The sequence below is a fragment of the Renibacterium salmoninarum ATCC 33209 genome (genome assembly GCF_000018885.1).
Taxonomy (GTDB): domain Bacteria; phylum Actinomycetota; class Actinomycetes; order Actinomycetales; family Micrococcaceae; genus Renibacterium; species Renibacterium salmoninarum.
Map to the genome: position 1 here is coordinate 1,128,733 of NC_010168.1, position 25,259 is coordinate 1,153,991.

Annotated in this window: 18 protein-coding genes and 8 pseudogenes; 14 read left to right on the plus strand and 12 right to left on the minus strand. The window is 55.3% G+C overall.

The window, feature by feature from the left end; translation table 11 throughout:
- Positions 1 to 2: 2 nt before the first annotated feature.
- From RSAL33209_RS05725 to RSAL33209_RS05735, 3 genes are read left to right on the plus strand one after another with little or no spacing between them, the layout of a single operon-like run.
- Positions 3 to 1,226: an allantoate amidohydrolase gene (locus RSAL33209_RS05725; protein ID WP_012244743.1), complete on the plus strand. Its 1,224-nt coding sequence runs from the start codon at positions 3 to 5 to the stop codon at positions 1,224 to 1,226.
- Positions 1,223 to 2,434 (plus strand): formimidoylglutamate deiminase, encoded by a 1,212-nt coding sequence (locus RSAL33209_RS05730; RefSeq protein WP_012244744.1) that lies wholly within the window; start codon positions 1,223 to 1,225, stop codon positions 2,432 to 2,434. The genes RSAL33209_RS05725 and RSAL33209_RS05730 overlap by 4 nt, the downstream gene beginning before the upstream one ends.
- Positions 2,431 to 3,657 (plus strand): amidohydrolase family protein, encoded by a 1,227-nt coding sequence (locus tag RSAL33209_RS05735; RefSeq protein WP_012244745.1) that lies wholly within the window; start codon positions 2,431 to 2,433, stop codon positions 3,655 to 3,657. Before RSAL33209_RS05730 ends, RSAL33209_RS05735 begins: the two co-directional genes overlap by 4 nt.
- A gap of 55 nt (positions 3,658 to 3,712) precedes the next feature.
- Here the strand turns inward: RSAL33209_RS05735 and RSAL33209_RS16080 are convergent, their stop codons facing one another.
- The 4 genes from RSAL33209_RS16080 to RSAL33209_RS16095 form a co-directional block, all read right to left on the minus strand.
- Positions 3,713 to 5,740, minus strand: a complete 2,028-nt coding sequence (locus RSAL33209_RS16080; RefSeq protein WP_049758851.1) for an NPCBM/NEW2 domain-containing protein — start codon at positions 5,738 to 5,740, stop codon at positions 3,713 to 3,715.
- A gap of 73 nt (positions 5,741 to 5,813) precedes the next feature.
- Entirely contained in the window at positions 5,814 to 6,653 is an 840-nt protein-coding gene (locus tag RSAL33209_RS16085; RefSeq protein WP_012244747.1) for a glycoside hydrolase family 101 beta sandwich domain-containing protein, read from the minus strand.
- Positions 6,641 to 7,474 (minus strand): endo-alpha-N-acetylgalactosaminidase family protein, encoded by an 834-nt coding sequence (locus tag RSAL33209_RS16090; RefSeq protein ID WP_012244748.1) that lies wholly within the window; start codon positions 7,472 to 7,474, stop codon positions 6,641 to 6,643. The genes RSAL33209_RS16085 and RSAL33209_RS16090 overlap by 13 nt, the downstream gene beginning before the upstream one ends.
- Before the next feature lie 38 nt (positions 7,475 to 7,512).
- Positions 7,513 to 8,289 carry a hypothetical protein gene (locus RSAL33209_RS16095; protein WP_145962045.1) on the minus strand — a complete coding sequence of 259 codons (777 nt, stop codon included), beginning with the start codon at positions 8,287 to 8,289 and terminating at the stop codon, positions 7,513 to 7,515.
- Positions 8,290 to 8,515: 226 nt separating this feature from the next.
- Between RSAL33209_RS16095 and RSAL33209_RS05745 the strand changes: the two genes are divergently transcribed.
- From RSAL33209_RS05745 to RSAL33209_RS05765, 5 genes and pseudogenes are all read left to right on the plus strand, one after another.
- Positions 8,516 to 9,424, plus strand: a complete 909-nt coding sequence (locus RSAL33209_RS05745) for an SIS domain-containing protein (protein ID WP_012244750.1) — start codon at positions 8,516 to 8,518, stop codon at positions 9,422 to 9,424.
- Between the two features lie 44 nt (positions 9,425 to 9,468).
- A complete protein-coding gene (locus RSAL33209_RS05750) occupies positions 9,469 to 10,437 on the plus strand; it encodes an ROK family protein (RefSeq protein WP_012244751.1) in 969 nt (322 codons plus the stop codon).
- A pseudogene (locus RSAL33209_RS05755) lies at positions 10,434 to 11,330 on the plus strand (1-phosphofructokinase family hexose kinase); the annotation flags it as partial. The gene RSAL33209_RS05750 and the pseudogene RSAL33209_RS05755, both read left to right, overlap by 4 nt.
- A gap of 69 nt (positions 11,331 to 11,399) precedes the next feature.
- Positions 11,400 to 12,249, plus strand: a pseudogene (locus RSAL33209_RS05760) (class II fructose-bisphosphate aldolase).
- A gap of 22 nt (positions 12,250 to 12,271) precedes the next feature.
- Positions 12,272 to 13,063: a DeoR/GlpR family DNA-binding transcription regulator gene (locus tag RSAL33209_RS05765; protein ID WP_012244753.1), complete on the plus strand. Its 792-nt coding sequence runs from the start codon at positions 12,272 to 12,274 to the stop codon at positions 13,061 to 13,063.
- A gap of 3 nt (positions 13,064 to 13,066) precedes the next feature.
- On the opposite strand, the gene RSAL33209_RS05770 is transcribed toward RSAL33209_RS05765, so the two are convergent.
- From RSAL33209_RS05770 to RSAL33209_RS20165, 3 genes and pseudogenes are all read right to left on the minus strand, one after another.
- Positions 13,067 to 13,312, minus strand: a complete 246-nt coding sequence (locus RSAL33209_RS05770; RefSeq protein ID WP_145962046.1) for a PLD nuclease N-terminal domain-containing protein — start codon at positions 13,310 to 13,312, stop codon at positions 13,067 to 13,069.
- 163 nt (positions 13,313 to 13,475) lie between these two features.
- A pseudogene (locus tag RSAL33209_RS16955) lies at positions 13,476 to 13,664 on the minus strand (deferrochelatase/peroxidase EfeB); the annotation flags it as partial.
- Positions 13,665 to 13,922: 258 nt separating this feature from the next.
- A pseudogene (locus tag RSAL33209_RS20165) lies at positions 13,923 to 14,216 on the minus strand (transposase); the annotation flags it as partial.
- Between the two features lie 183 nt (positions 14,217 to 14,399).
- Between RSAL33209_RS20165 and RSAL33209_RS05780 the strand changes: the two are divergent.
- Both RSAL33209_RS05780 and RSAL33209_RS05785 read left to right on the plus strand, forming a co-directional pair.
- The gene (locus RSAL33209_RS05780; protein ID WP_012244757.1) at positions 14,400 to 15,425 is read left to right on the plus strand and encodes a polysaccharide biosynthesis protein; all 1,026 of its coding nucleotides are present in this window, start codon (positions 14,400 to 14,402) and stop codon (positions 15,423 to 15,425) included.
- A gap of 3 nt (positions 15,426 to 15,428) precedes the next feature.
- Complete coding sequence (locus RSAL33209_RS05785; protein ID WP_012244758.1) at positions 15,429 to 16,658, plus strand: glycosyltransferase family 4 protein; 1,230 nt, start codon at positions 15,429 to 15,431, stop codon at positions 16,656 to 16,658.
- Positions 16,659 to 16,822: 164 nt separating this feature from the next.
- On the opposite strand, the gene RSAL33209_RS05790 is transcribed toward RSAL33209_RS05785, so the two are convergent.
- The 5 genes and pseudogenes from RSAL33209_RS05790 to RSAL33209_RS19990 all read right to left on the minus strand — a co-directional run bounded on the left by RSAL33209_RS05790 (position 16,823) and on the right by RSAL33209_RS19990 (position 22,068).
- Positions 16,823 to 17,845, minus strand: coding sequence for a GDP-mannose 4,6-dehydratase (locus RSAL33209_RS05790; protein WP_012244759.1), 1,023 nt, complete (start codon positions 17,843 to 17,845; stop codon positions 16,823 to 16,825).
- Complete coding sequence (locus RSAL33209_RS05795; RefSeq protein ID WP_012244760.1) at positions 17,842 to 18,825, minus strand: GDP-mannose 4,6-dehydratase; 984 nt, start codon at positions 18,823 to 18,825, stop codon at positions 17,842 to 17,844. The genes RSAL33209_RS05790 and RSAL33209_RS05795 overlap by 4 nt, the downstream gene beginning before the upstream one ends.
- Before the next feature lie 77 nt (positions 18,826 to 18,902).
- Complete coding sequence (locus RSAL33209_RS05800; protein ID WP_012244761.1) at positions 18,903 to 20,021, minus strand: glycosyltransferase family 4 protein; 1,119 nt, start codon at positions 20,019 to 20,021, stop codon at positions 18,903 to 18,905.
- Between the two features lie 74 nt (positions 20,022 to 20,095).
- Positions 20,096 to 21,361, minus strand: a pseudogene (locus RSAL33209_RS16960) (IS3 family transposase).
- 12 nt (positions 21,362 to 21,373) lie between these two features.
- Positions 21,374 to 22,068 (minus strand): annotated as a pseudogene (locus RSAL33209_RS19990) (GH25 family lysozyme).
- Positions 22,069 to 22,432: 364 nt separating this feature from the next.
- Between RSAL33209_RS19990 and RSAL33209_RS05820 the strand changes: the two are divergent.
- The 4 genes and pseudogenes from RSAL33209_RS05820 to RSAL33209_RS19585 form a co-directional block, all read left to right on the plus strand.
- Positions 22,433 to 23,657: pseudogene (locus tag RSAL33209_RS05820) on the plus strand (TadA family conjugal transfer-associated ATPase).
- Positions 23,657 to 24,511 carry a type II secretion system F family protein gene (locus RSAL33209_RS05825; protein WP_012244767.1) on the plus strand — a complete coding sequence of 285 codons (855 nt, stop codon included), beginning with the start codon at positions 23,657 to 23,659 and terminating at the stop codon, positions 24,509 to 24,511. The pseudogene RSAL33209_RS05820 and the gene RSAL33209_RS05825 overlap by 1 nt, the downstream one beginning before the upstream one ends.
- A complete protein-coding gene (locus RSAL33209_RS19580) occupies positions 24,508 to 24,984 on the plus strand; it encodes a hypothetical protein (RefSeq protein ID WP_012244768.1) in 477 nt (158 codons plus the stop codon). The genes RSAL33209_RS05825 and RSAL33209_RS19580 overlap by 4 nt, the downstream gene beginning before the upstream one ends.
- Positions 24,985 to 25,046: 62 nt before the next feature.
- Positions 25,047 to 25,229 (plus strand): annotated as a pseudogene (locus tag RSAL33209_RS19585) (type II secretion system F family protein); the annotation flags it as partial.
- Positions 25,230 to 25,259 lie beyond the last annotated feature (30 nt).

Consider the following 25,259-nt stretch of genomic DNA (forward strand, 5'->3'; position numbering starts at 1 on the left):
CGATGGCCTCGGTATCGTCGCTGTTAGCAGGCATTTCTGGCATCGGGCGGGACCAAACCCGCGGCGGCTACAGTCGGCCGGTCTACTCCACCGCAGAACTCGATCTGCGTAGCTGGTTCGTATCTGAAGCGCAGTTGCGCGGTTTGGACGTGCGGACAGACCGAAATGGCATCATTTGGGCTTGGTGGGGTCCGGAGCAAGATGATTCCTTGGTGACGGGAAGTCACCTGGACTCGGTTCCTGGCGGTGGGGCTTTTGACGGCCCGCTCGGTGTGGCCGCCGCTCTCGCAGCCGTGGACGAGCTCAAAACCAGGGGTGTGACTCCTGGCGATGGTGCGCGTTCCCTGGCCGTCACAGTATTTCCCGAGGAAGAGGGATCCCGCTTTGGCATCGCTTGCCTTGGCTCGCGGTTGCTCAGCGGAGCGATTGACGCAGACAAAGCACGAAATTTGCGTGATGCCGATGGGAACTCGTTCGCTGAACTCTCAGCGCAAAATGGGATCAATCCGGAGTTCCTCGGCACCGACCCTGAAGCGCTGGCGCGGATCGGTCAGTTCATTGAACTGCACGTTGAGCAGGGCAAAGGACTGATTGACCTTGACGGCGCTGGAAGTAGTTGGCCCACCGCGATTGGCGGTGCAGTACTTGGCCATGGTCGGTGGAAGTTCGCGATTCGGGGCCAAGGCAATCACGCTGGAACAACCCTGATGGCAGATCGAGCAGATCCGATGGTGGCTGCCGCGCAGATCGTACTAGCCGCGCAAAAGGTTGCTGCTGAACAGCCTGAGGCGCGCGCAACCGTCGGCAGAATCGTTCCAATCCCCGGCGGTACAAATGTCATCGCATCCAGCGTCGAGCTGTGGCTTGACGCTCGGCACCCGGATGACGCCGTGACCGCAGCGGTTGTCCAGAAGATCCACGGCAAAGCGCAGATCGCTGCGGCAAATGAAGGTTGCTCAGTGTTTCTGACCGAGGAGTCGCTTAGCCCAACGGTAGGTTTTGATGTAGGTCTGCAGCGACGTCTGATGGAACTTCTGCCCGGCTCACCTGTGCTAGATACCGGAGCTGGCTATGATGCCGGAATCTTTTCGTCCTTAGTCCCCGCCGGAATGGTATTTATCCGCAATCCAAGCGGAATCTCACATTCACCTGAGGAAGCTGTCGAAGATGCAGACGCTGATCTCTCGGCCAAAGCGCTCGCTGACGTCTTAGAAGGTCTGTTATGACGGTAATACTTCCTTCGGTGGTCAACGCACACTCACATGCCTTCCACCGAGTGCTTCGCGGTCGAACGCATAGCGGCGAAGGCAGTTTTTGGACTTGGCGCGATCAAATGTATTCGGCGGCCAAAGCGCTAACACCCGCGCTGTACGAGAAACTTGCCACCGCTGTCTATGCGGAAATGGTTGTGAGCGGCTATACCGCGGTGGGGGAGTTCCACTATCTGCATCATCAGGCGGATGGCTCGCCGTACCCGCACCATGACATGGAACTCGCGCTAGCTCGTGCGGCAAGGAACGCGGGGATCAGACTGGTTCTGTTGGACACCTGTTACCTCGACGGCGGCTTTGATCTGGAAATTGGTTCGCCGAGCGGATCACGCGTGCCTCCCAACGAAGTTCAACAACGATTTAGCGACGGTACTGCCGAATCGTGGTTACAACGGCTGGCGTCTTTACGACAAGTTATCTCTGATGAATTCGACCCGCAGCTGGTTCAAGTTGGTGCGGCAGTGCACTCGGTTCGGGCTGTTTCACCGGAGCAACTCAAAGTCATCGCTGAGGGTTTGGACCCTGAACTAGTGCTGCACGTGCATTTGTCCGAACAGCCTAAAGAGAACTCGGATTCGCTTGCCGCGACAGGCTTGACTCCGACTGCCTTGCTTGCCGAAAGTGGATTGCTCAGTCCAAGAACTTCTGCGGTGCACGCTACGCATTTGACGGATGCGGACATCAAGCTACTGGGCGAGCATGAATGTACCGTCGTGATGTGTCCAACCACCGAAGCTGATCTGGCCGATGGCATCGGCCCGCCTCATGAGCTAGCCGCGGCTGGCGCGCATTTGGCAATTGGCAGTGATCAACACGCCGTGATCGACCCATGGCAGGAACTGCGTGCCTTGGAATATGGTGAACGGCTGAATTCCGGCATTCGAGGCCGATTCTCACCCGATCGGCTGCTAGACATCGCTTCGACTGGCGGTTCGAGAAGTCTAGGGCTCGGCAAGATTGACGACGTCGTCGGGATCGCTGCGAGTTCGCTGCGAACCACGGGATCGAGTCCTGACCAGCTCGTCATGAGTGCAACCGCCGCCGATGTGCGTAGCGTCTCAGTTGCGGGACGTAAGGTAGCCTCCGACGGAGTTCATGCCGAACTTGGCGATCCCGCGATTCTGTTAGCAAAGGCCATCGACGAATTGGAACGCACATTATGAGTGAAACCTCCGCAAGCGTTTTGATCACCAATATTGGTGAGCTCATGACCCAAGATTCTGAGCATCGAGTTCTCCAGGACGCGGCAATAGTCTTTGAAGGTGAGCGGATCTCCTGGATCGGTGAGGCAAAAGCTGCACCAAGCGCAGACAGCACATTCGACGCGGATGGTAGCGCGCTGCTGCCGGGCTGGGTGGATTCACATAACCACTTGATATTTGCTGGCGACCGAACTGCCGAGTTTGAGGCTCGGATGGCAGGCCAGAACTATGTAGCTGGCGGGATTGCGGTAACGACTACGGCTACCCGGGCGGCCACCGACGTGGAATTGCAAAAACTGGCCAAGAGCCGTGTCGATGAAGCTCTGGCGCAGGGCACAACGTTTGTCGAAACAAAAACTGGCTACGGTTTGGACGTGGCCAACGAGGCGCGAAGTGCGCGCATCGCCGCAGCCGTTGCAGATACCGTGACCTATTTAGGTGCACATCTAGTGCCAGCTGGCGTAGATGCGGACGAATACACCGACTTGGTTTGCGGGCCAATGCTCGAAGCCGTCAAACCGTGGGTGCAGTGGGCGGATCTGTTTTGCGAACGTGGTGCCTTTACCGAACAACAGTCACGACGAGTTCTCGCCGCTTGCCAAGCTGCTGGTTTGGGCCTGCGAGTGCACGGAAACCAGCTGGGCCCAGGGGCGGGGGTGCGTCTGGCCGTCGAGTTTGGTGCGGCTAGCGTGGACCACGTCAACTATCTCGATGCGCAGGACATAGCCTTACTCGCGGAAAGCTGGCAAAACGGCAGCTGGGACGGCGCCAGCGGTAAAGCTGGTACGGTAGCGACTTGTTTGCCGGCTTGTGATCTTTCCACCAAGCAACCATTTGCACCCGGTAGGGAACTCCTCGACGCCGGAGTTCCTATTGCCCTGGCTGCCAACTGTAACCCAGGCACGTCTTTCACCACTTCGATGCCGTTTTGCGTCACGACGGCGGTGCTTCAAATGGGTTTGAGCGTTCACGAAGCGGTCCGGGCCGCAACCTGGGGCGGCGCACTTGCGCTGGGACGGCATCAAGGCGCAGATAGCGACGGGCTGCGTGCAGTCGGCTCAATCGCTGTAGGCAATCGAGCCGACTTGCAGCTACTTAAAGCTCCGAGTGCGACGCATCTGGCATACCGCCCAGGTGTGCCGCTCACCGGTGCAGTATGGCGTGCCGGAATCAAGGTGCACTAGACAGTCAGGGGGACTGTCAGCGCGACCCGCCAGCTCATTGACAGCCCGAACCGGATCAGGAGTGACGGTGCCTTCGTACGATAATCGCGGCAGCACCGATGAGCAGCAGCATTAACCCAATCCCGAGCGGAAGTACCAACCCGGAAAAGCCCGTTTCGGCCAAAGAGCTGGCCGAGTTGCTGCCAGTTTTGGCGTCCATACCCGCACCATTGCCGAAGCTGCCGCCTGACCCATTTACGTAGGTTCCATTCGCACCGGAACCATTGGCGCCACCGCCCGAACTGTTGCCGCCAGCGCTGCCCGTGCCGGGATCGGTCCCCGGGTTGCTACCCGTACCCGGATTGCTGCCAGTACCCGGATTGGGATTTGCCGCTTTGATTTGCGCGTCAACGGTACCGGTCGCTGCCAGCCCGTTTTTGTCCGTGCCGGTGACAACGATTTGATGATTGCCGAGGGGCGCGTCCTGAGCCAAAGTCACCTGGAAGCTGGCTACGCCGTCGTTATTGGCTTGAACGCTACCCAAATCGATTGGATCAGAGTGCAACTCCGCTTTGGCAGTCGACCCCGACTTAAGCTGATCCACCCGCACGGTAAAGGCACTCCCTGGCTGCAAGGAGTCCGTTGGAACTGAGAGCGTCGGTTGCAAAGTAATCGGTGCAACGGGAGCCGAGCATAAGAACTTGGCATTCGCCCAGTCGGACCAAGCGTTGCCATTATTAGCGCCAGAAATCGCGACCTTCAGGTCAACATACTTTGCGCCGTTAAGCGGCACTGTAATAGTTTGAGCCGCGGCTCCGCCCTTCATGACCGGCGAGGTATAGAGCGAATTCCCGTCGCCGAGCACGGAGAAAACAGCTTGGCCCTTGAGCTTTTGAAAGTCATCAATGCCAATCACCGCAGTAAAGGCGCTGCACTGTGATCCAACATAATAACGAATGCTAGAAGCAGCGTGTGCGCCAAGCCCCTTCGGGTAGGTGACGCCGCCTAGTTTGAGCGGTGGACCATCGCCTTGCGCTTGTTCGCCGTTCGCCTGATCTTTCTCCACCGGGCCCCAGCCATTGCTCGGCGTACCAATCCACTGCATGTCCGAGGCGTAAGTGTCCTTGGTCGGCGGCTTTGGCAGTGTGTAAACCGCCGTTTCTGTTGTGGCGCTACGGGAGCCGATCGGATCCACTGTGGTTTGATAACTGGCCTTTGCCTTGATGGTGTAATCGCCATCCGCATCGGCTGGAACCTGGACCTTCCACTGAGTTTCTAAGCTACCACCGGCAGGTAAAGTTGCTGCCGTCGCCGGTGTCGCGGCGCTAGCCGTCCAGCCTGCAGGCAAGTCCAGCGCCACCGAAAGCCCGGCAATCGATTGTGCTTCGCTGCTGCTAAACGATGCGCTAAAGGTATTAGTTTGGCCCTGCTCAATCACGTCTTGACCAGAGGTTAGCGAGAGCGAAGCGCAAGCCGGCGTCTCGGCGGAAGGACCAAGATCCTCTACCAAGAGGTTGTCCATACTGAACTCGGCGCCGCCGCTGCTACCGGTACGCTGCAAGCCAACCCAAGCCGGTCCACAGCTGCCCGCACTCAGCGTCTGGCTCCAGCGCGTGGTGTCAGTAGCTACCGGAATTGCGGTACTTGCAGTCTGCACGGGGTTCTTACCGCTGTCGTAGCCGGAAACCCAGGTATATTGATTGGCCAACGAAGCTTGGTAGTCGAATGAGACTCGGTATTGCCGGCCGGCCTGTAACGGAAGGGTGTAATTGCTGGTGCGGTAAACCAAACCTTGATTCTCTTCATGCGAGTGCAAGGAATACGTATCATCCAGCACATCAGAGGTGGTCTTCCCGTTCCAGCCCTTCTGGGTATATGGCGCATTGAGTTTCGCGATGTGCGTACGGGGATCCGTTTGACCGCCAGCGTCGCCCTTGATAAATGGCAACCAACCTTGGTCAGTGTTCTCAAAGTTCTCAGACAGGATTCCGGTCGTCGGCACCTTGTTAGCTTTGACGACTCGGACGTCGTCGATTCGTACGGCAGCCTCACCGGCTGGTGCCGATATTGACAGTTGCGGTGCGCCAGCGTTCGCGATGTCCACCAAGACTCGTAGGCGCTGGAAATATGTACCGCGTTTCTCATCCGAAGCAACGAAATTCTCGGCACCGGACTGATCAACGGTAACGCTGATGGGCGCGCCACCGGCCGGGGTGACGGTGAGCGTCGTCGGGTTCTATTTCTACCCAGGCGCCGATCGAGTAGCTGCCCGGATCCAGACTTCCCAGTGTTTGGGAGATTGCGGAGCTGCCTTGGCCTAGCTTGGCAACCAGCAGACCCTGCGCAGTGCGTTCGACGGCGGCACCGCCGGTGGCGTTCCAGTCCTTGAGTCCGGCCGAGTTAAAGCCCGGGTCCTTGACCTTGCTACCGGCCCCATAGCTTGGATCGGCCGGAACCGTCGTCACCGAGGCGTCAGCGACCAGTACGTAGGCTTGATTTGCCTCTGCAGTCAAGGTTACCGAGCCGTTCACGACCGGCACCGAGCCAATAAGTTCACGCCCATAATCGGTGAGCTTGTAGATTTGCAGGCTGCTCGCAGTGGCAAATTGTGGCGTCAGCTGCCACGTACTGGTGCCGCCGTCCGCGCTGTAGTGATACAGCTTGTTTTGCGTGGTGTCGTTGACCGCGCCGGAGCCAAAGGATACCGGAGCCGCAGACCAAGGCAGCAAGTAATTAGAGCCTTTGAGCACCGGCACGCCCTGCTGACTAATAACGCGATCTGCAAGCGAAGTACCAGTGACTTTGAGCCCGCCGGTGAGATCGACAGATCTTGACTTCCAGGAGGTGATCTGCTGCTGTTGAAGGAACTTTACTGGCAGGTTGTTTCCCCAGATGTTCTTCAAAAACGCGTTGTAGTCATTTTGATTGGTCCAACCTTCCCACTCCACAATGTGCGAGGTGCCCAATAACGGGTCAGGATTCCAAATATCGCGTTGTGAGTTGTCTACAAAGCGCAAAATCTTTGAGTTCCAGCCTTAATGTTATTGCTGCCACCGTGCTTCTCATCATTAGCCCAGTGCGACCAGGTGTTGTTTGCTGGCATAGCAGTAGCAAATTCGCTGGCAACACTGAATCCAGCATCTTTAAGGCCTTTTTGTAACCGGTAGGATTTCCAGCCACTTTCGTAATAGACGTCTACGTAGGCCATCGTGAGATTTGGGCCGGCTTCGCTGCGGAGCTGATCGATTCGTTGCTGTTGGCTGCCGGAGAGAATATCGCGTTGTTGATCGATGTAGAACGACTGATCTAGCCAGTTCCAACCCTTCTTCGTCGGGTCGACAAAGTCGTTGCTGAACGAATTGGCTTCAGGGTAGGCCTCGGTGTTGTTGATATGTACGCCAAAGGTGGCGCCGTAAGCTGAGCCACCGGAAAGCATCGCGTTAAAGTCGGTCAAACCGCCGGCACGCTCGTTGAAGTTGCCGCCGAAGTCTGAGTTGGCCGAATCGTGGCCTTCCGAGGTGTAACCCTTTTCCAGGGCCATCTGGCCAAGGCCATCAGTGGCGAGCGCAATGTGCTTCACATCGTCCAAAGTTCGCAAAAACGGGTGCGTCGCTTGGCTCGCGAAGTTAAACGGGATATGCGTGACTACCCGATTTTTCACATCATCGCCGCCAGCGGGCTTGGACTCAATGCTGCGGTAAGCAATTGCGCCATCTTGCCAGTCAACTTTGCCGTCAGCATTGGCATCGCCGCTGATGACCACTTTGCTCCAAGGCAACTCTTCGGTCTGGTCCGAGCCAGCGGATCGGTAGAGCCAGGCTCCGGAGGAGACGGCCATTTTTACTGCCGGTTTGCCGTCGGCACCGGTGCCATCCGCTAGCGCTTGGCGCCAAAACTTACCTTGGTCCGATGGTCCGATGGTGCGCTGGGGTTACCGGAGTCGTAAAGCGAATTGGTTTCAAAGCCCGCCGCTAGCTGATCGGTGGCGGCGATGGCCAGCATTGATCGTTTTGCCGTGGGGTCTAGCGCGGTGGTGGAGCTGAGGTTGGTGATCGTGTCGCCGGATACCGCGCGATCGACCGAGACGACGGCGGAGGCAACTGTCGCGCCAGGCTCTTGAGAAGAGACTGTGACCAAATCCTGGTTCTTGATCTGGAGATTATTTACCCGATTTTCAGCGGTGTCCTTGATTTTGCTGATCTTGAAGGTGAGGGTCATGCCCTCCACCCGTAATTGTGCGTCAAGGCTTACGCCGGCCAAGTTATTGGGTGTGATGAGATAGTTCACGGTTTGGGCATCGGCTTTTTGTGAACTGACTTTGACCGGTTGATCCGTACCGTTGATGGTGATCGAGCTTGCTAACGTGCGGGCACCGGAGAGATGTTTTGCGCTGGAGGTCTCGGTGTAGCTGAGAGCTTGCGGAAAATCGGCGGAAACTTCCACGGTGAGGTTGGCGGAGTTGATACTCAGGCCAGCGGCAGTAGGTAGTGGATCCGCTTGGGCGGGGGTGGCGAAAAGCGCTCCGCTGATACCGCTGCTGCCCGCGGCCAAGCAGAATGTTGCAGCCAGGCTGAGGCCGCGGAGCGCGCTCTGGCGTCGCCGCCCACGAAATGGCATAGCGCGCTCGGCGGGTGTTGAACCTATAGTCGTCATCGGTCTCTCCTGAGGAAACGGCTGCGACGAAGCTATGATGCGGCTATGAATCGCAAGGAATATCGTCCATCCTGCCGGAGTAATTCCTTTGCGACAAGAGGTTTCAATCAAAAAGATGATTGAATTAACACAAGTTACTGATTGATAACTAGCCAAATACATCATTAATCATCACTGCGTGATATCTTCGCAGTAGACTTTTGAGTCGAACCGGGAGAAGACTCGTATGACTGATTACCTCGTCCGTGCTGGTGCTTCGATGGAGGCCGAGCTACGGAGTCAACCTGAGATCTGGGCGCAAGCGATTGCCGAGTCTCGCGCTGAGAACTTGTTGCCGCAACACGGCGCGCGGATCGCCGTCGTCGGCTGTGGCACCTCCTGGTTCATGGCGCAAAGCTATGCCAATGCCCTTGAGGCAGCCGGGCACGGCATCACCGATGCTTATGCAGCATCTGAAGCGCAGCTAGACCGGGACTACGATGCGATCGTTACCCTCTCGCGCTCTGGCACTACGACCGAAGTTCTTGAGGTATTGCGCCGTTTCCAAGGCAAAGTCCCCACGGTCTTGATCGTTGGCGATACTTCCTCCACTGCGGTTGAACTTGCGGACAAGGTGGTCGCCTTGCCGTACGCCGACGAAAAATCAGTGGTGCAAACGCGATTTGCCACCGCAGCATTGAGCTATATGTTGACCAGCCTGGGCATCGATTTGAGCCAGGCCGTTGCCGATGCGCGAACGGTTCTCGCCGAGGAATTGCCCGCTGAGCTAATCGATGCGGAACAATTCACTTTCTTGGGCCATGGCTGGACTGTGGGGTTGGCACACGAAGCCGGCCTGAAGATGCGTGGAGCAGTTCAAGGCTGGACTGAGTCCTACCCTGCGATGGAATACCGGCATGGGCCAATCTCGATTGCCGCGCCGGGACGGGTGACCTGGATGTTTGGCGAGGCACCAGAAGGCCTCGACGCCGAAGTGGCGCGCACGGGCGCGATCTTCCACGCAGCAGCTGTCCACCCATTGGCCGATTTGGTCCGGGTACATCAACTTGCCTTAGAACGCGCTCGGGTTCGTGGCTTGGACCCGGATGCACCAAGAAACCTTAGCCGTTCAGTAATTCTTACCGAACAAAACTAGACATGGTTGATTTGCTCTTGGACATTCGCGCCTAGACTTTTCGAATGGGAAAACCAGCGGCCGTGCTGGCCTTCGACGTCGGCGGAACTGATACTAAAGCTGGCCTAGTCTTGGCTGCCGAAGCCGGGCAGATACCGCAAATCATCGATATCAGGAGATTTCCTACTGCGCTAAACGCAGAGCAGCCAGGGGAGACTTTGGTGGAATTTCTGGCGGGTCTAATGGAGAGCTATCAAGCCGACCACCCAGAGCATCAAATTCAGGCGGTTGGCGTCACTGTGCCGGGGCTGGTTGATGAAGTCGAAGGCATTGGGGTTTATGCGGCAAACCTGGGTTGGAAGAACTTTGGTTTCAGAGCAGCGCTCGAGCTACGGATGCAGGTGCCGGTAGCTTTTGGGCACGACGTCGGAACAGCTGGCGACGCCGAAGTCGCTTTGGGTGCCGCTCAACACGCACTCAACGCGATGATTTTGATTGTTGGTACCTGGATCGCTGCGGCGCTTTACGTCGATGGAGGCCGGCTCAACGCGGGTGGGTACGCTGGCGAGGTTGGCCATGCACTGGCACCAGCGCCAGGGGGCGGACTCGGCATTGTCGAAGCCAACGGTTCCGCCGGCAGCATTGCTCGACGGTACGGTGCTCGAAAGCATGGCTTCGAAGGCGGTGCGCGAGAGGTGCTTGCGCTTGCTAAAGCTGGCGACGCGCTCGCCCAGCAAACCTGGAACGAAGCCATAGACACGATAGCGTTTTCGATCGCCCAGGCGGTCGCTATGATCGGCACCAATAAAGTCGTGCTGGGTGGCGGCCTTGCTGAAGCCGGTGATGACTTGCTCGTTCCGCTGGCTGCCCGCATCGATGCGCTGTTGACTTTTCAACCGCGCCCCGAGCTGGTGAAAGCTGCGCTGGGTCAGAATGCGGGCCTGATTGGTTCGGCGCTCAAGGCAATCGAGCGCCGAGATGAGCAATTGAACGATGAAGCCGATCTTCGCAGAAAGACCGTGCAGCACAGATGATTCTCACGCTCACCCCGAACCCCGCAATCGACTTGACCTACCACATCGAGTCATTCGTCCCGGGTAGCACGCATCGGATGCCCACGCCATTGGCACGAGCCGGTGGCAAAGGCATCAATGTAGCGCGAGTATTGGCCGGCCAAGGATTCCCAGTAGAAGCGGTAGCAACTGCGGGTGGGCAAACCGGGCTGGAGCTTGAATCCGGTCTTAAGGAGATAAGACACCGACTAGTTCCGGTGGCAGCTGCGACTCGAAGGACCATTGCCTTCTTTGATGAGAAATCGGGCCAGACCAGCATTTTCAATGAATTCGGTGCGCCGCTAAGCGCCACCGAATGGCAAGCTCTAGCCGTTACGGTGACCGAAGAGCTGCAGGGTGCTTCGATTTTGTTGGCATCGGGTTCGTTGCCAACGGGGGCGCCAGCTGATTTTTATCCAGGTCTAATCGCGCTCGCAAAGCACCTCAACGTGCCTTCTATTATTGATGTCTCCGGGGCTTGGCTGTTGTCTGCAGCCAGCGCAGGCGCGGACTTACTCAAACCGAATCGCGCAGAACTTGCCGAGGCGACCGGCGAAAAGGAACTTTTGGCTGGCGCGCGAGTCTTGATGCGTCTAGGCGCACGCCGAATCCTGGTGAGCGACGGCGAGAATGGCATGTTGGCCTTTGAGAACGGCAGAGCTGGCTATTTGAGCGCCAGACTAGCTGAGCCTTTAGCCGGAAACCCGACCGGTGCCGGTGATGCCGCAGTTGCTGGCGCAGCCACTGTGTTGGCTTCCGCCGTCGCAGTTCAACCAGGCGACGCCCAGCCTGCTGGGGGCCAACCAGCTGACGGCGAGCTGAAAAATTTACTCCGGCGGGCAGCCGCTTGGGGATCGGCAGCAGTCTTGATGCCTGGTGCCGGCGAAATTTCGGCACGCTGGAAAGAATTTGAATCGGAAATGATAGTGGAGGAGCCATTCTTAATGGCTTTGACCCCAACGCGAGAACTCATGGACGCCGCAGTTGCTGGCGGATTCGGCCAAGGTGCCTTCAACGTTTTGCATTTGGAAACGATTGAAGGCTTGATTGCTGGTGCCGAGCTGGCGCAAGCTCCGTTGATCTTGCAAATCTCAGAAAACTGCATTGCCTTCCATGGCGGGCTATTGCCCATCGCCAAAGCAACTCTCGCCGCCGCCGAAGCTGCATCGGTGCCAATTGCGGTGCATCTAGACCATGCCGAAGATGAGAATCTAGCGCTACGTGCCGTGGACCTAGGCTTCGGCTCGATTATGTTCGACGGCGCAAAGTTGCCATACGAGCTCAATGTGGCGGCGACTCGGCGGGTTGCCGATTATGCGCATGCACACGGAGTTTATGTCGAAGCCGAGCTGGGCGAAGTAGGCGGTAAGGACGGCGCACATGCACCGGGTGTGCTCACCGATCCGGTTGAGGCCGCAGAGATTCGTCGCCGCCACCGACGTCGATGCCTTGGCCGTAGCCGTTGGTTCCTCGGATGCTATGACCGAACGGAGCGCTGCGCTGAATTTGGTAAGAATTGCTGCGCTAAAAGAAAGTTTGTCAGTTCCCTTGGTGCTGCACGCCTCCTCCGGCGTGCCGGAGGAGGCTCTTTTGCGCGGAATCCAAGCTGGAATGCGTAAGATCAATGTTTCTACCCATTTGAATGGATTTTTCACTCGCGCGGTTCGCGAGTATTTGAGCCAGAATCCAGATGTGGTGGATTCGCGCAAGTATTTGGCGGCGGGGCGTTCCGCGCTGGTGCCAGAGGTTGCGAGATTATTGAATTTGTTCCGCAGTAACCCCGAACGTCCCTGAACGGCAAAGGAAAGGCCCCGCAATGAATCGAACGGAGCGACTGACAGCGATTCTGGACTTGCTGGCGCGATCTGGCCAAGTTGAAGTTGACGACCTGGTAGACAAGCTAGCTATTTCGCCAGCTACGGCTCGGCGGGATCTGGACTCACTGGCCAACGAACGTTTGCTCAGTCGCACCCGCGGCGGCGCCGTCGCCAGTGCCGTTGCTTACGATTTGCCTGGCCGATACAACCGGGATGATCACGGCTCGCTGAAACATCAAATTGCGCTCGCTGCGAGCGAGCTCATTCCGCGCGGTGCGGTGATCGGCTTGTGCGGCGGCACGACGTCGACGGCGCTCGCCCAGGTGCTCTCTACCCGAGAGGACCTAGCGGAACCCTCGAATAAGCCAACGTTGACCGTAGTGACCAATGCCATCAACATTGCAGCGCAACTCGCCGTTCGACCGAATTTCAAAATCATGGTCTGCGGTGGCATCGTGAACCCGCGCTCCTATGAGTTGGTTGGCCCTTATACCGACATCATCTTGCAAAAGGTTGCGCTTGATTTTGCCTTCATCGGCGTGAACGGAATTGATCCACTCGTGGGGCCAACCGTGACCGACGAGGGCGAAGCCACGGTCAACTCGCTTATGGCTAGGCGGGCAGCTGATGCCTACATGCTTGCTGACTCGTCAAAAATTGGTAAGCGAGCCTTTGCCACCATGGAGGGTTATCATTTTCAACGTCTCATCACAGACTCCGGGATCACCACCGAGCAAATCGAGGCGTTTAGCGAAAACGGCATTGACGTACTAGTAGCGCCGGAAGCCTAAACTCTAGCCAAGCTGATTGGCTGACACGGAACGCTCCAAGGACCTCTTGCTTGCGAACCAGACAATGCAACCTAAGAACGGCATTGCCAGGACCAGCAAAGCGCAGACCAATTTCATCGTCGGGCTAATTTTGCTGCGCACAATGCTTACTATTGTCAGAATAAACAGCGCCACGGCCAATAAGCCCAATGACACCAAGGCGATATCCCAAATATTGGGGATTATTGGGTTTGTTCCTTCAGAGCTCATCTGCTGATCCTGACACGGCTTGATGATGCAGTCCAGGGCTTTCGGCAACAGCTCGAACACGCTACAACAGATTCCCCAAATCAGGGACGCAAATTAGACACAGCGGCCTCAGCAGTCACAACCGCACCACTATCTGTTGTGGCGTGTTCCGGGAAAATTCGGGTCAGCTGAAAAATTCTTGCCCGTAGTATCTGCCAGCTTCGGGCAGCCCACGCGGCACAGCAAATAGTACCGAGCCAACATGCCGAATGTACTCATTCAATCGGTCGTTTGCGCCAAGCTTCGATTGTAAGGAGATGAACTGAGCTGGATCTTTTTGGAAGCTGAGGAAGAACAAACCAGCATCTAGGCGCCCTGAATCGCCCCGGTGTGTCCGGAGGGTTTCTCAGACGATGAGCCTGTCGGCGGCTGCCGTGCTCTGGTAGTGATTGTAGTAGTGGTTTTCTAGCTCCACCCATTCGTAGTACGTGGACGGGGTGGTCTTCACCCCGTCCCAGTAAGCACCTGGCAGATCGACTCGACACCCCACCGCAATCCATTATTCTCGCGGTGACCGGCATGGTCCTTGATGTATTTCACGATCAGTGTTGTGGCGGTCGAGTTCGACCGCGAAAAAAGCTGAAGCACTCCGAAGGATCGCGTTCGCCCGTTTCAGCTCAGCGTTCTCACGCCGTAACCGTTTCAGCTCGGCCGATTCCGTGCTCGTTGTTCCAGTTCTAGTACCAACATCGATCTCGGCTTGCCGGACCCATTTACGCACCGTTTCCGGCACACCCACACCCAAAAGCTGGGCAACTTTTTGCATCGCCGCCCACTCCGAAGATGCACCCTCCATCTCCGCCACCATGCGCACCGTACGATCCTTCAACTCCTGCGGATACCGTGTCGTAGTTTTCCCTGCCATGTCCTGATCCTCTCAAACAAGAAAGTCTCCGGACACACCGGGGCGATTCAGAAAGCGTGCTGCGTTGCATCGACCACGCGGAGAGCGGCCTGCCCGGTGCGCATTGCGTTCTACCGCGCTGATATCATCGAACGGATGGAGCCGGACTTATGCCGGTTGATAGGCGTTGAACGAGGAGACTAAGTGTTCAGGGACAAGACTCTACTAATAACTGGCGGCACAGGTTCCTTTGGAAACGCTGTTCTCAAGAACTTCCTCGATTCAGACATTGGTGAAATACGCATTTTCTCGCGAGATGAGAAGAAGCAAGATGATATGCGCAAGGCTTTCAACAACGACAAACTCAAGTTCTATATTGGGGATGTTCGTGATCTCGCAAGCGTCCGCGAAGCGGTTCGAGATGTGGACTTCATCTTCCACGCTGCCGCTTTAAAGCAGGTGCCCTCTTGCGAGTTCTTTCCAATGGAAGCAGTTCGGACGAACGTCATGGGTACCGATAACTTACTCACAGCAGCGATCGACGAAGGCGTCAAGCGGGTCGTCTGTCTCTCTACTGACAAGGCGGCCTATCCGATCAATGCGATGGGGACCTCCAAAGCAATGATGGAAAAGGTAGTCATTGCGAAATCAAGAAACGTTGATCCTGCAAAAACGATGATTTCCTGTACTCGATACGGGAACGTTATGGCATCTCGAGGTTCAGTAATTCCGCTATTTGCTGAACAGATATTGGCGGGAAAACCGCTAACCATTACAGACCCGAATATGACCAGGTTCCTGATGAACCTTGATGAGGCAGTCGAACTCGTGATTTTCGCCTTTGAACATGCAAATCAAGGTGATCTTTTTATTCAGAAAGCCGACGCATCTTCAGTAGGAGATCTAGCGCAAGCGATGAAGAAAATTTTCGCTTCTTCCACGGATATTCAGGTTATTGGTACCCGACATGGCGAGAAGGCTCATGAGACGCTGCTTACTCGTGAGGAGCGTGCTAAGTCTGAGGATCTTGGTGATTATTTTCGCGTTCCTGCGGACACCCGTGATCTTAACTACGGTAAGTTCTTTGACTCTGGTGAAGCATTGGAAGACGAACTTGATGACTATACGTCGCACAACACTCAACAGTTGGACGTAGACCAGATTGTGGAAAAGATTCTGAGCACAGACTATATGAAGGCTGTTTTGCAGTCGCGCTCCGCCGGTAACTAGCCAATGGCTCGCAAACCTAAAGTCTTGGTAGTTGGGCAGCATTTTTGGCCTGAAGGTTTTCGAATAAACGATATTTGTGACTTTTTTGTTGAAAACGATCTCGATATAGAGGTCTTATGTGGACTGCCAAATTATCCGACGGGGGAGTATTCGCCCGGATACTCATGGCGAGGTCCGTATCGTGAATCTCATCGGGGCATAAAAATATATCGTGCATTCGAGATCAGACGCGGATCAAACTCTAACGCTAGAGTTTTTTTGAATTACGTTTCGTTTCCATTTTTTAGTCTGTTTCATCTCCCTCGATTGATCTTCGGCAGATACGATCATGTTTTCATTTACCAACTTTCACCAGTGATGATGGGAATCGTCGGTATCTTTTTGGGCAAGATCAAGCGGATTCCAACGACGATGTATGTCTTGGATCTTTGGCCAGAGAACCTCTTTTCAGTGCTCGATGTGAAGCGTCCCTGGATGCGGAAGATCGCGGAAAAAGTATCGCATTGGCATTATCGACAAGTAGATAGGATTGTCGTTTTATCGGACTTGATGAGATCCAAATTGGGTGAGATATCGCATCTCGCCGCCGAAAATATTGAAGTGATTCCTCAGGCCTGTGAAAAGATCTATGAGGAAGAAATTCACGACGCTGAACTTGCCGCCCAGCTTGGCCCCGGGTTCAAGATAGTCTTCGCCGGTAACATCAGTCCTACACAGTCTTTCGAGACCATTCTGGACGCGGCGACGGAGCTCCAGCTTGACGGCTATACCGACATAAAGTGGGTCATCGTTGGCGATGGCATGAGCCGACATGAGGTCGAGGCCGAGGTTGAAAGGCGTGGACTCTCCTCGGTATTTGTTTTCGAAGGTCATCACCCGATTGCAGATATACCGAAATACACAACCTTGGCCGACGCTTTAGCCGGGTGCCTAGTGAAGAGCGAGCTGTTAGAAGCAACCGTTCCAGCAAAGGTGATGTCCTACATCGCGGCGGGGCGCCCGCTATTGCTAGCTATGGATGGCGAAGTAAAAGAGCTCGTGACCGAAAATGCGAAATGTGGTCTGGTCGGACCCGCTGGAGATGCTGCTGCTTTGGCCGCCAACGTGCGCGTTCTCTACTCGATGTCAAGCGACGAACGGCAAACGATGGGTGCTAGGGGCAAGAAGTATCACTTTGAGCACCTCGAGAGGAATTTAGTGTTGGGCCAGCTCACCGATTTCTTGCTGAAATAGCTGAGCTGCGTACTTGGCCGAGCTGGGTAAGGTTTGAAAAGAGAATCTTTGTTGGTTGAATACGCGTGAAATGAGCTTCAGGCAGAAGTTTGCCACTTCGCCCAGAATGAAACTATCAAGACGTGATAACCATCTTTCAGCTTGGTTCGGAAAGTAAGACTTTTCTATGCTTCGTTGAGTAGTTCCGGCCCTTTTTGCCTTAGTAATGCCAAATCATGTTCAACCATGTTTCTGGCGATTTCGTGGAATCGAGTTGTCGGGCTCCAGCCCAGTCGATCTGAAATCTTCTTCGCTTCTCCTCGCATCTCGGGTGCCTCCAGAGGGCGAGCGAATAGGGGATCGGTTCGGATCAGTGATTCTCCGTTAGCGATTCCAGCCGCTTCGAAAGCCGACAGTACAAATTCTCGGATGCTGTGTGATTCGCCGCTGGCAATGATGTAGTCATCCGCTTCTGCCGACTCTAAGATTAACTCCATGGCCCGAACACAGTCCGGTGCCCAGCCGAAATCTCGAATAGCATTGAGATTTCCTAGAATCAAGTCTTTTTTCATCCCAAGCGCTATTGCTGCCACCCCGAGGCTTATCTTGCGGGTGACGAAGCTAGGCGGGCGACGGGTCGATTCGTGGTTATACAAGATGCCGGTTGAGGCGAGCAGTCCTCTGGACCTATAGAGTGCTGCCGAGCGATGCGCCATAGCCTTAGCGACTCCATAAGGAGAAAGCGGAGCTAAAGCTGTCCCTTCAACCTGTGGGACTTCGCTGGCATGACCGAAAATCTCTGCACTCGAGGCCTGAAAAAAGCGAACTTCTGAGCCGGAAGCATTTTGGAGCTCCAGCGAGGCGTCCATCAAGGCGATTGCTGAAGCCCCACTGATCAAAGCAGTTTGGTATGGCTCTTTCCACGAAGTGGCAACTGAGCTGATCCCACCGAGATTGAACACCGCATCAGGAGTCAAGTCTAAAATTAGTTGGCGAAGCCGATTTGAGTCCGAAAGATCGCCTTGATGCAGTTCAACTTGCTCGACCAACGTTTCGTTTCGCGGCAGTTCGGTCTCGCGTACTAGTCCGTGCACCTTCCAGCCCTTGGCAACGAGACTTTCTGCTAGATATGATCCATCCTGGCCACGGACTCCAGTAATAAAAGCAACACGATCGGTAGCGATCGAAGTAGGGCTCGGCTGACTCATCGTGCTAAGTGTCGCTGTTCCTGTAGATCATTGGTAACCATCATCGTGACTAGTTCTTTGAACGACACCTTAGGTTGCCAACCCAATGCGTTTTTAGCCTTGGCAGAGTCACCAATGAGTAGATCGACTTCAGCGGGTCGCATGAACTGCGGATCTTGGCGAACATAACTCCGCCAATCGCTGAGCTCCGCCGCTTCAAAAGCGGCATCGAGGAAGTCCTCGATCGAATGAGTTTCTCCTGTGGAGATGACGTAGTCGTCAGCCTCTGGCTGTTGCAACATAAGCCACATGGCCTCAACATATTCTCCCGCGAATCCCCAATCACGCTTCGCATCAAGATTACCGAGAACAATTTGTTGCTGCAGGCCCAATTTAATCCGGGCTACAGCCTGCGAGATCTTGCGCGTGACGAACTCGGGTCCGCGCCGCGGCGATTCGTGGTTGAACAGAACGCCGCTTGAGGCATGCATTCCGTAAGATTCCCGATAGTTGATAGTCATATAGTGACCGAAAACCTTAGCTACACCATAAGGGGATCGTGGCCAGAGCAGGGTCTCTTCAGTCTGAGGAACTTGTTGAACCTTCCCAAACATTTCAGAGGACGACGCCTGGTAAAAGCGAACCTTTGTGATGTCATCTGCAGCATAAAGCCTGGTTGCCTCAAGCATGTTGAGCACGCCCTTGCCCGTTACATCTGAAGTAAGAGACGCGTTTTCCCAGGAGTAAGCGACGAACGAGATTGCACCAAGGTTATAGACCTCATCTGGTTGTGCAATGCCTAAAACCCGCACCAAGGAGGAAACATCAGTGAGATCCCCTGTTAATAATTTGACGTCAGGTACGGTCTCCCGCACTAGATCGAACTTTGGATTGTTCTGGCCTCGGATTAGGCCGAAGACCTCGTACCCCTTGGAGAGCAGTAACTCTGCGAGATATAGCCCGTCTTGGCCCGTAATTCCTGTTATTAGCGCGCGAGGCATCGTCCATCAATCCTTTTCGTCGAGAAGTAGGCAAGGCAATTGCAGTTGCCTAAACGCTTGCCTATTGTTTCACTGTTTTACTGGTTGCGCTGGTTCAACGCGAATTTGTAGGCGGCATCGTGGGCGGCTGCACACCGTTCCCAGGTGAATTCTTTGACTCGGTCCAACCCTTTCGCCTGAAGTTCCGCGCCGCGCTCGGTCGCCTCCAATATTCCCTGTGCAATCGATTCAGCTGACTCGGCGTCGAAAAGAACTGCTGCGTCGCCCACTACCTCTGGCAGCGCGCCGGACTTTGACGAGGCTACTGGACAGCCAGAGGCCATCGCTTCTAACGGGGGTAAGCCAAATCCCTCGTACAGGCTCGGGAACACCATGCATTTAGCGGTGCGATAAAGATCCTTTAGCTCTTCAAACGACACTAAACCGCGGACTTCGACATTATCCGGCGGTGATAATTCGTCCAATCCGCCTCCCGTAAGAACTAGGGTGAGATCGGGATGCGATTTTTTAAGAATTTTCATGGCTTCAAATAACTTCGCGTGGTTCTTATGTGCCCAACCTCTAGCTGGGTACATAATGAAGTCGCCGCGGTCACCCAAATTCGGTATGAATGCCTCAGTCTCGACGGCTAAGTACGCTGTGAAGATTTTTTCCGGTGAGACTCCCAGATGATCTATGATCGTTTGCTTTGCAAAGTCACTGATAGTGATCAAAGCATCAGCTTTCCGGGCGGTCCTTTCGTAGAAGAATCTGCGATAAATTTTCTCCACACGGCTGAAGAGGTGCGGCAGGTCGCGATGCTGAACATCGCAAAGCGTTTGAACCATTGGCATCGACTTGCGAGGTCGGGGGAGGGCTACGGCAAAAGGAACGTGGTAGACATCGTTACCATCAATCCGCCGACGGAGTTTCGAATGATGAATTAGACCTTTGAAGAGAGTCAAGATCTTGTCTTTGTTGGAAGCGCCGCCTGCCATTTCCGGACACACGACCTCGTCAATTTTGGCTGAAAAGCCTTGAGCTTGTGGCCCGACAAAGGTAGTGGCTTTGATCTTCGGAAAATCTTCTAACCCTTGCATCAACCCTCGGGCATACGTCTCGCCGCCACCCATGGACCCAGGTACTAGGGTGAGCATCGGAATCGCGACGCGTAAGTCGGGCGCTGTTGAATCATTGAGGGATGTACTAGAACTCATGACTCAACAATATCTGTCCCAAAGGTCCACCTGAATCGCCCCGGTGAATCGCTCCGGTGTGTCCGGAGGGTTTCTCAGACGATGAGCCTGTCGGCGGCTGCCGTGCTCTGGTAGTGATTGTAGTAGTGGTTTTCTAGCTCTACTGGTGGGATGTCTCCGCAGTACTGGTAGAGCCTTCGGTGGTTGTACCAATCGACCCATTCAGCAGTGCCGATTTCGACTTCTTCTAGAGTCCGCCAGGGCTTGCCGGGTTTGATCAGCTCGGTCTTATAAAGCCCGTTGATGGTTTCCGCCAAGACGTTGTCGTAACTATCACCCACAGAACCGATCGAGGGGCGGATACCGGCCTGGGCCAGGCGTTCGGTGAAGGCCAAGGAGGCGTATTGAGCCCCGGCATCGTGATGATGAATCACCCCGGAAATCTCAGCCCCGGCCCGTTCACGACTCCAGATTGCCTGATTAACTGCGTTGAGCACTAGCACGGTGTTCATAGAAGCACTCGCTGACCAGCCCAGGATCCTCCGAGAGTAAGCATCGATCACGAAGGCAACATAGACCCACCCGGACCAGGTCGAAACATAGGTGAAATCATCTACCCATAGCCGATCCGGTGCCGTTGGTGTGAAATCACGGCGGACCAAGTCCTTCGCTCGGGCCGCCTTCGAGTCTTTGATCGTGGTGCGTTTGACCTTGCCACGGACCGCACCCTGTATGCCAAGTAACCCCATGAGCCGTTCTACCGTGCACCTGGCCACCGGCACACCTTCACGGTTCATCGCCAACCAGACTTTCCTGGTGCCGTGCACCCCGTAATTAGCGGCATACACCTTCTGGATCACGGGCTTGAGCACCTCATCACGTTGTTCTCGGTGAGATCGTGTTTTATCCACCCATTCGTAGTACGTGGACGGGGTGGTCTTCACCCCGTCCCAGTAAGCACCTGGCAGATCGACTCGACACCCCACCGCAATCCATTATTCTCGCGGTGACCGGCATGGTCCTTGATGTATTTCACGATCAGTGTTGTGGCGGTCGAGTTCGACCGCGAAAAAAGCTGAAGCACTCCGAAGGATCGCGTTCGCCCGTTTCAGCTCAGCGTTCTCACGCCGTAACCGTTTCAGCTCGGCCGATTCCGTGCTCGTTGTTCCAGTTCTAGTACCAACATCGATCTCGGCTTGCCGGACCCATTTACGCACCGTTTCCGGCACACCCACACCCAAAAGCTGGGCAACTTTTTGCATCGCCGCCCACTCCGAAGATGCACCCTCCATCTCCGCCACCATGCGCACCGTACGATCCTTCAACTCCTGCGGATACCGTGTCGTAGTTTTCCCTGCCATGTCCTGATCCTCTCAAACAAGAAAGTCTCCGGACACACCGGGGCGATTCACTGATTCGCGGCCAGTTTTGGCTTTGTAAGTTGAAAAGAAATCTGAGGACCACGCCGTTAGCTGTGCGGAAGTCTGGCTGAAGCAGCGGTTTGTTCCGTCTTTGCCGTTATTGAACTCAAGGTCCAAGACGCCAGGAAGCGTCATTCCATCGGCGGACCAGCCACCGCCGCTTTGGATGAATACTTGCGCCTGGTTAGCCCCACTAGATTGATTGGGCTGTGCGAAATGATATGCGCCCCTAATCATGCCTATGTTGGCTGCCCGTTGTATTGCTGAGCAAAATAGTCGTTCATCGTCCAGGGGCCTTCAGACGCCTTGATATAGGCAAATCGGGCACCTTGGTTCCAGACAGTTTGCCAGTCGGCGTTTGCTTGCCAGCCGCGGACGTCGACGCCGCCCGGCATGGATTCAGCTCCAGATGGCTTACTGCCTGCCGCAGCCGCAGCTTGTGGTGCGGCGAATTGGCTATTTCCAAACCGTGTTTGAAGGTCTGGTTGTGCTGAAATTGCCTCAGCATTGGCGCCCATCACAGTGCCTGGACCGCTGGGCTTAACAATGACTTGGCCGGAAGGTAGAACCACTGAGCTTGGATTAATCGCGTTCGGGTCAGCTGGGCCGGCAAGGGGCAAATGATTGAGCGACATCGTCGATGCCATCGTGATAGGCGCGGTGGCTAGCGAGACTACGACTACGACGGAGAGTGCCGCGAGCAGCCTGATCGATTGTTGATTTAGGCCCAATGCTTTTCATTTCCGCTCAAGGGTTGCCTCGAACGTGACTGGTCTGCAATAGCGAGGCGTTGGCTTTCGAAGGTCGAAACACCACAGTCAATTCGTGCTTAAGGTTAGCAGCTGTGTTACAGGTGTGACTACTGTGAATATTGTGAACTCAAATCCATTGATTTGATTGAAGCGGTTCGAAATATTTATCCACAGCTTTTCGAAAATAATGGCAAACCTCCAGATTCGTGAATTATCCTGTCGCCAGTCACAGGAAAAACACAGACTGGAAGGTATTGCGGTGGAAGCGACCAAAATCGTTGAGGACGAGGTCAGGGGATTGATCCGTCGGCGCGGGATTGATCCTTCGCGTCATGCAGCAGAATTACGTCGACTGATTGAGGCGGCCGTCAACGACTATGCCGATCGAGCGCTGCTAGGTGCTGTGCCTTCATTGGGTCATGCTGAGTTAGCTCGGCAATTGGTTTTTGATGCCGTTGCTGGATTTGGCGTTCTACAGCCGTATCTTGACGACCCAAATATTGAAGAAATCTGGATCAATTCGCCGACCGAAATTTACGTCGCCCGTCAGGGGAAAACTGAGCTCACGCCGCTACGGCTCACCGCCCAGCAAGTCCGCGATTTGGTTGAGCGGATGCTCAAGAGCTCTGGACACAGGCTTGACTTGAGCAGCCAGTTTGTTGATGCGGCGCTACCAGATGGTTCTCGACTGCACGTGGTGATTCCGGACATTACTCGTGAGCATTGGGCCGTCAATATCCGTAAATTTGTCGCCAAAGCGACAAGGTTAGAGCACCTTGTGGAGCTTGGGAGTTTGAATCAGCAAGCTGCCCGTTTTCTTGGCGCTGCCGTAACTACGGGACTGAATATTCTGGTCTCGGTGGCCACTCAGGCAGGTAAGACGACCTTAGTTGAATTGTTTGTCGGCGAGTATCGGTACACGTGAGCGCGTGGTCACGGTTGAAGAAATTTGCGAATTGCAGTTTCCGCTTCGCGACGTTGTTGGGCTGCAGTGTCGTCAGCCCAATTTGGAAGGACAGGGAGGAATCCCGCTGCGCAGGCTGGTCAAAGAAGCACTGAGAATGCGCCCTGACCGCCTCATCGTCGGTGAAGTGCGGGAAGCAGAGAGCCTAGATATGTTGATCGCGCTCAACAGTGGCTTGCCGGGCATGTGCAGTATTCACGCCGATTCCGCTCATGATGCCATCACGAAGCTTTGTACCTTGCCGCTGTTGGCCGGGCAGAACATTTCGTCCTCGTTCGTGGTGCCAACAGTAGCCTCGTGCATCGATTTGGTGGTGCATTGCACGCGCCTTCCCACTGGACGCAGGCAAGTTACCGAGATCCTGGCGGTAGGAAGCCGAGTGGAAAACGGAATCATCGAAACTTCGCCAGTCTTCGCCGTGAAAGATGGCGTACTAACTTTAGTTGCCGCTGAGATGCCATCGCAGCGCAAGTTCGCTCAGGCCGGTTATGACGTGGCCGCGCTGTTAGAGGGGCGCTAATGGCCGCCGCCTGGGGATTGCTCGGTGGCTTGGGGTTGCTCCTACTCTGGTGGTCTTGCTGGGTACATCCGGTAAGACCACGTCGGCACGCCATTTTGGATCCGATGACGCAGATGGTGTTGCGAGCGGGAATCGAAAATGTTTCTGCTATTGGGTTCGCCGCGACCTGCCTGGGCTGCGGCGTTACTGCGTTTTTGTTGACTTTTATCATTTCCGCCTCGATGCCAATAGCTTGTTGTTTCACCGTGTTCGGTTTGATGCTCCCGGTCTTGGTAGTCCGACGACGCGCTAAACGTCGGATCGCCGTGTTGCGCGAACTTTGGCCAGATGTAGTCGATCATCTTCGCTCGGCAATCCGAGCCGGGCTCTCGCTAGCCGAAGCACTCATTCAACTGGCCGAAAAGGGGCCAGAGCCGTTACGGCCCTACTTTCGCGATTTTGGTGCGGACTACCGTGCCGGCGGCAGCTTCGAGACATCCTTGGACCTGCTCAAAGAACGCCTTGCTGACCCGGTTGCCGATCGAATCTTCGAAGCCCTGAGATTGACGCGTGAAGTGGGCGGATCAGACCTTGGACTGTTACTAGGCACCTTGTCCGAGTTTTTGCGGGAGAGTGCTCGAACTCGAAGCGAGCTTGAGGCGAGACAATCATGGACGGTGAATGCGGCGCGAATTGCGGTTGCTGCGCCCTGGATTGTCTTGGTCCTTCTGGCGGCTCAGCCCAATGCTCTGCTGGCGTACAACTCGCCCTCCGGATGGATATTACTGCTGGCCGGATTGATAATCTCGGTGGTCTGCTATCGATTGATGTTGCGGATCGGTGCATTGCCGGATGAACGGCGGACCCTGCGATGAATGTCTCGTTGGCCGCCGCATTGCTTACCGGGCTTGGCCTCGGGTGCGGAATCTTGCTGGTATCGCTGAGATTGCCTTTTATGAGACAGCGGAGTTTTAGCGCAAGAATTGAGCCCCAACTCCGTTCAGTCGCCGCTGACTCAAGGCTTTTGCGGCCGGTCGAGGCCACCCTGAGATTTTTCGGTCCGCTCGAACGAATTCTGCGCGCTCTGCTCAAGGACACGTCAAGTTGGCTCAATAGATTTAATACTGGAAACGCCGCTCTTACGGCTCGGCTGGAACGCGCAGGCAAAGATCAGGCAGCTATTGACTTCAGGGCGGAGCAACTCATCTGGGGGAGTTGCAGTTTTGTCCTAGCCGTTGTCACAGTGATCGTCTTTGCCAGCTCAGGAGCGTTTAATCTGCTTTTTGCGGTTCTCATCTGTTTGGGCGCGGCAATTTTTGGCTATAACTACTCCGCGACTACATTCTGACCGTGAAAATAACCCGACGTGAAGCTCGAATGCTGGCCGAATTTCCATCGCTTGCCGAGTTGATGGCGTTAGCCGTTAGGGCGGGCGAAAGCGCAACAGGAGCTTTAGAACGTGTTTGCCGAACTTCGCAGGGCGATCTAGCCCAGGAGTTTGCGAGAATCCTTGGCCAAACTCGAAGTGGTGTCCCGCTGACCGAAGCTTTGGCCGCCTTCTCACGTCGAACCAAAATTGCGCCGTTGGTTAGGTTTACCGATGGTCTGACGGTCGCGGTGGAA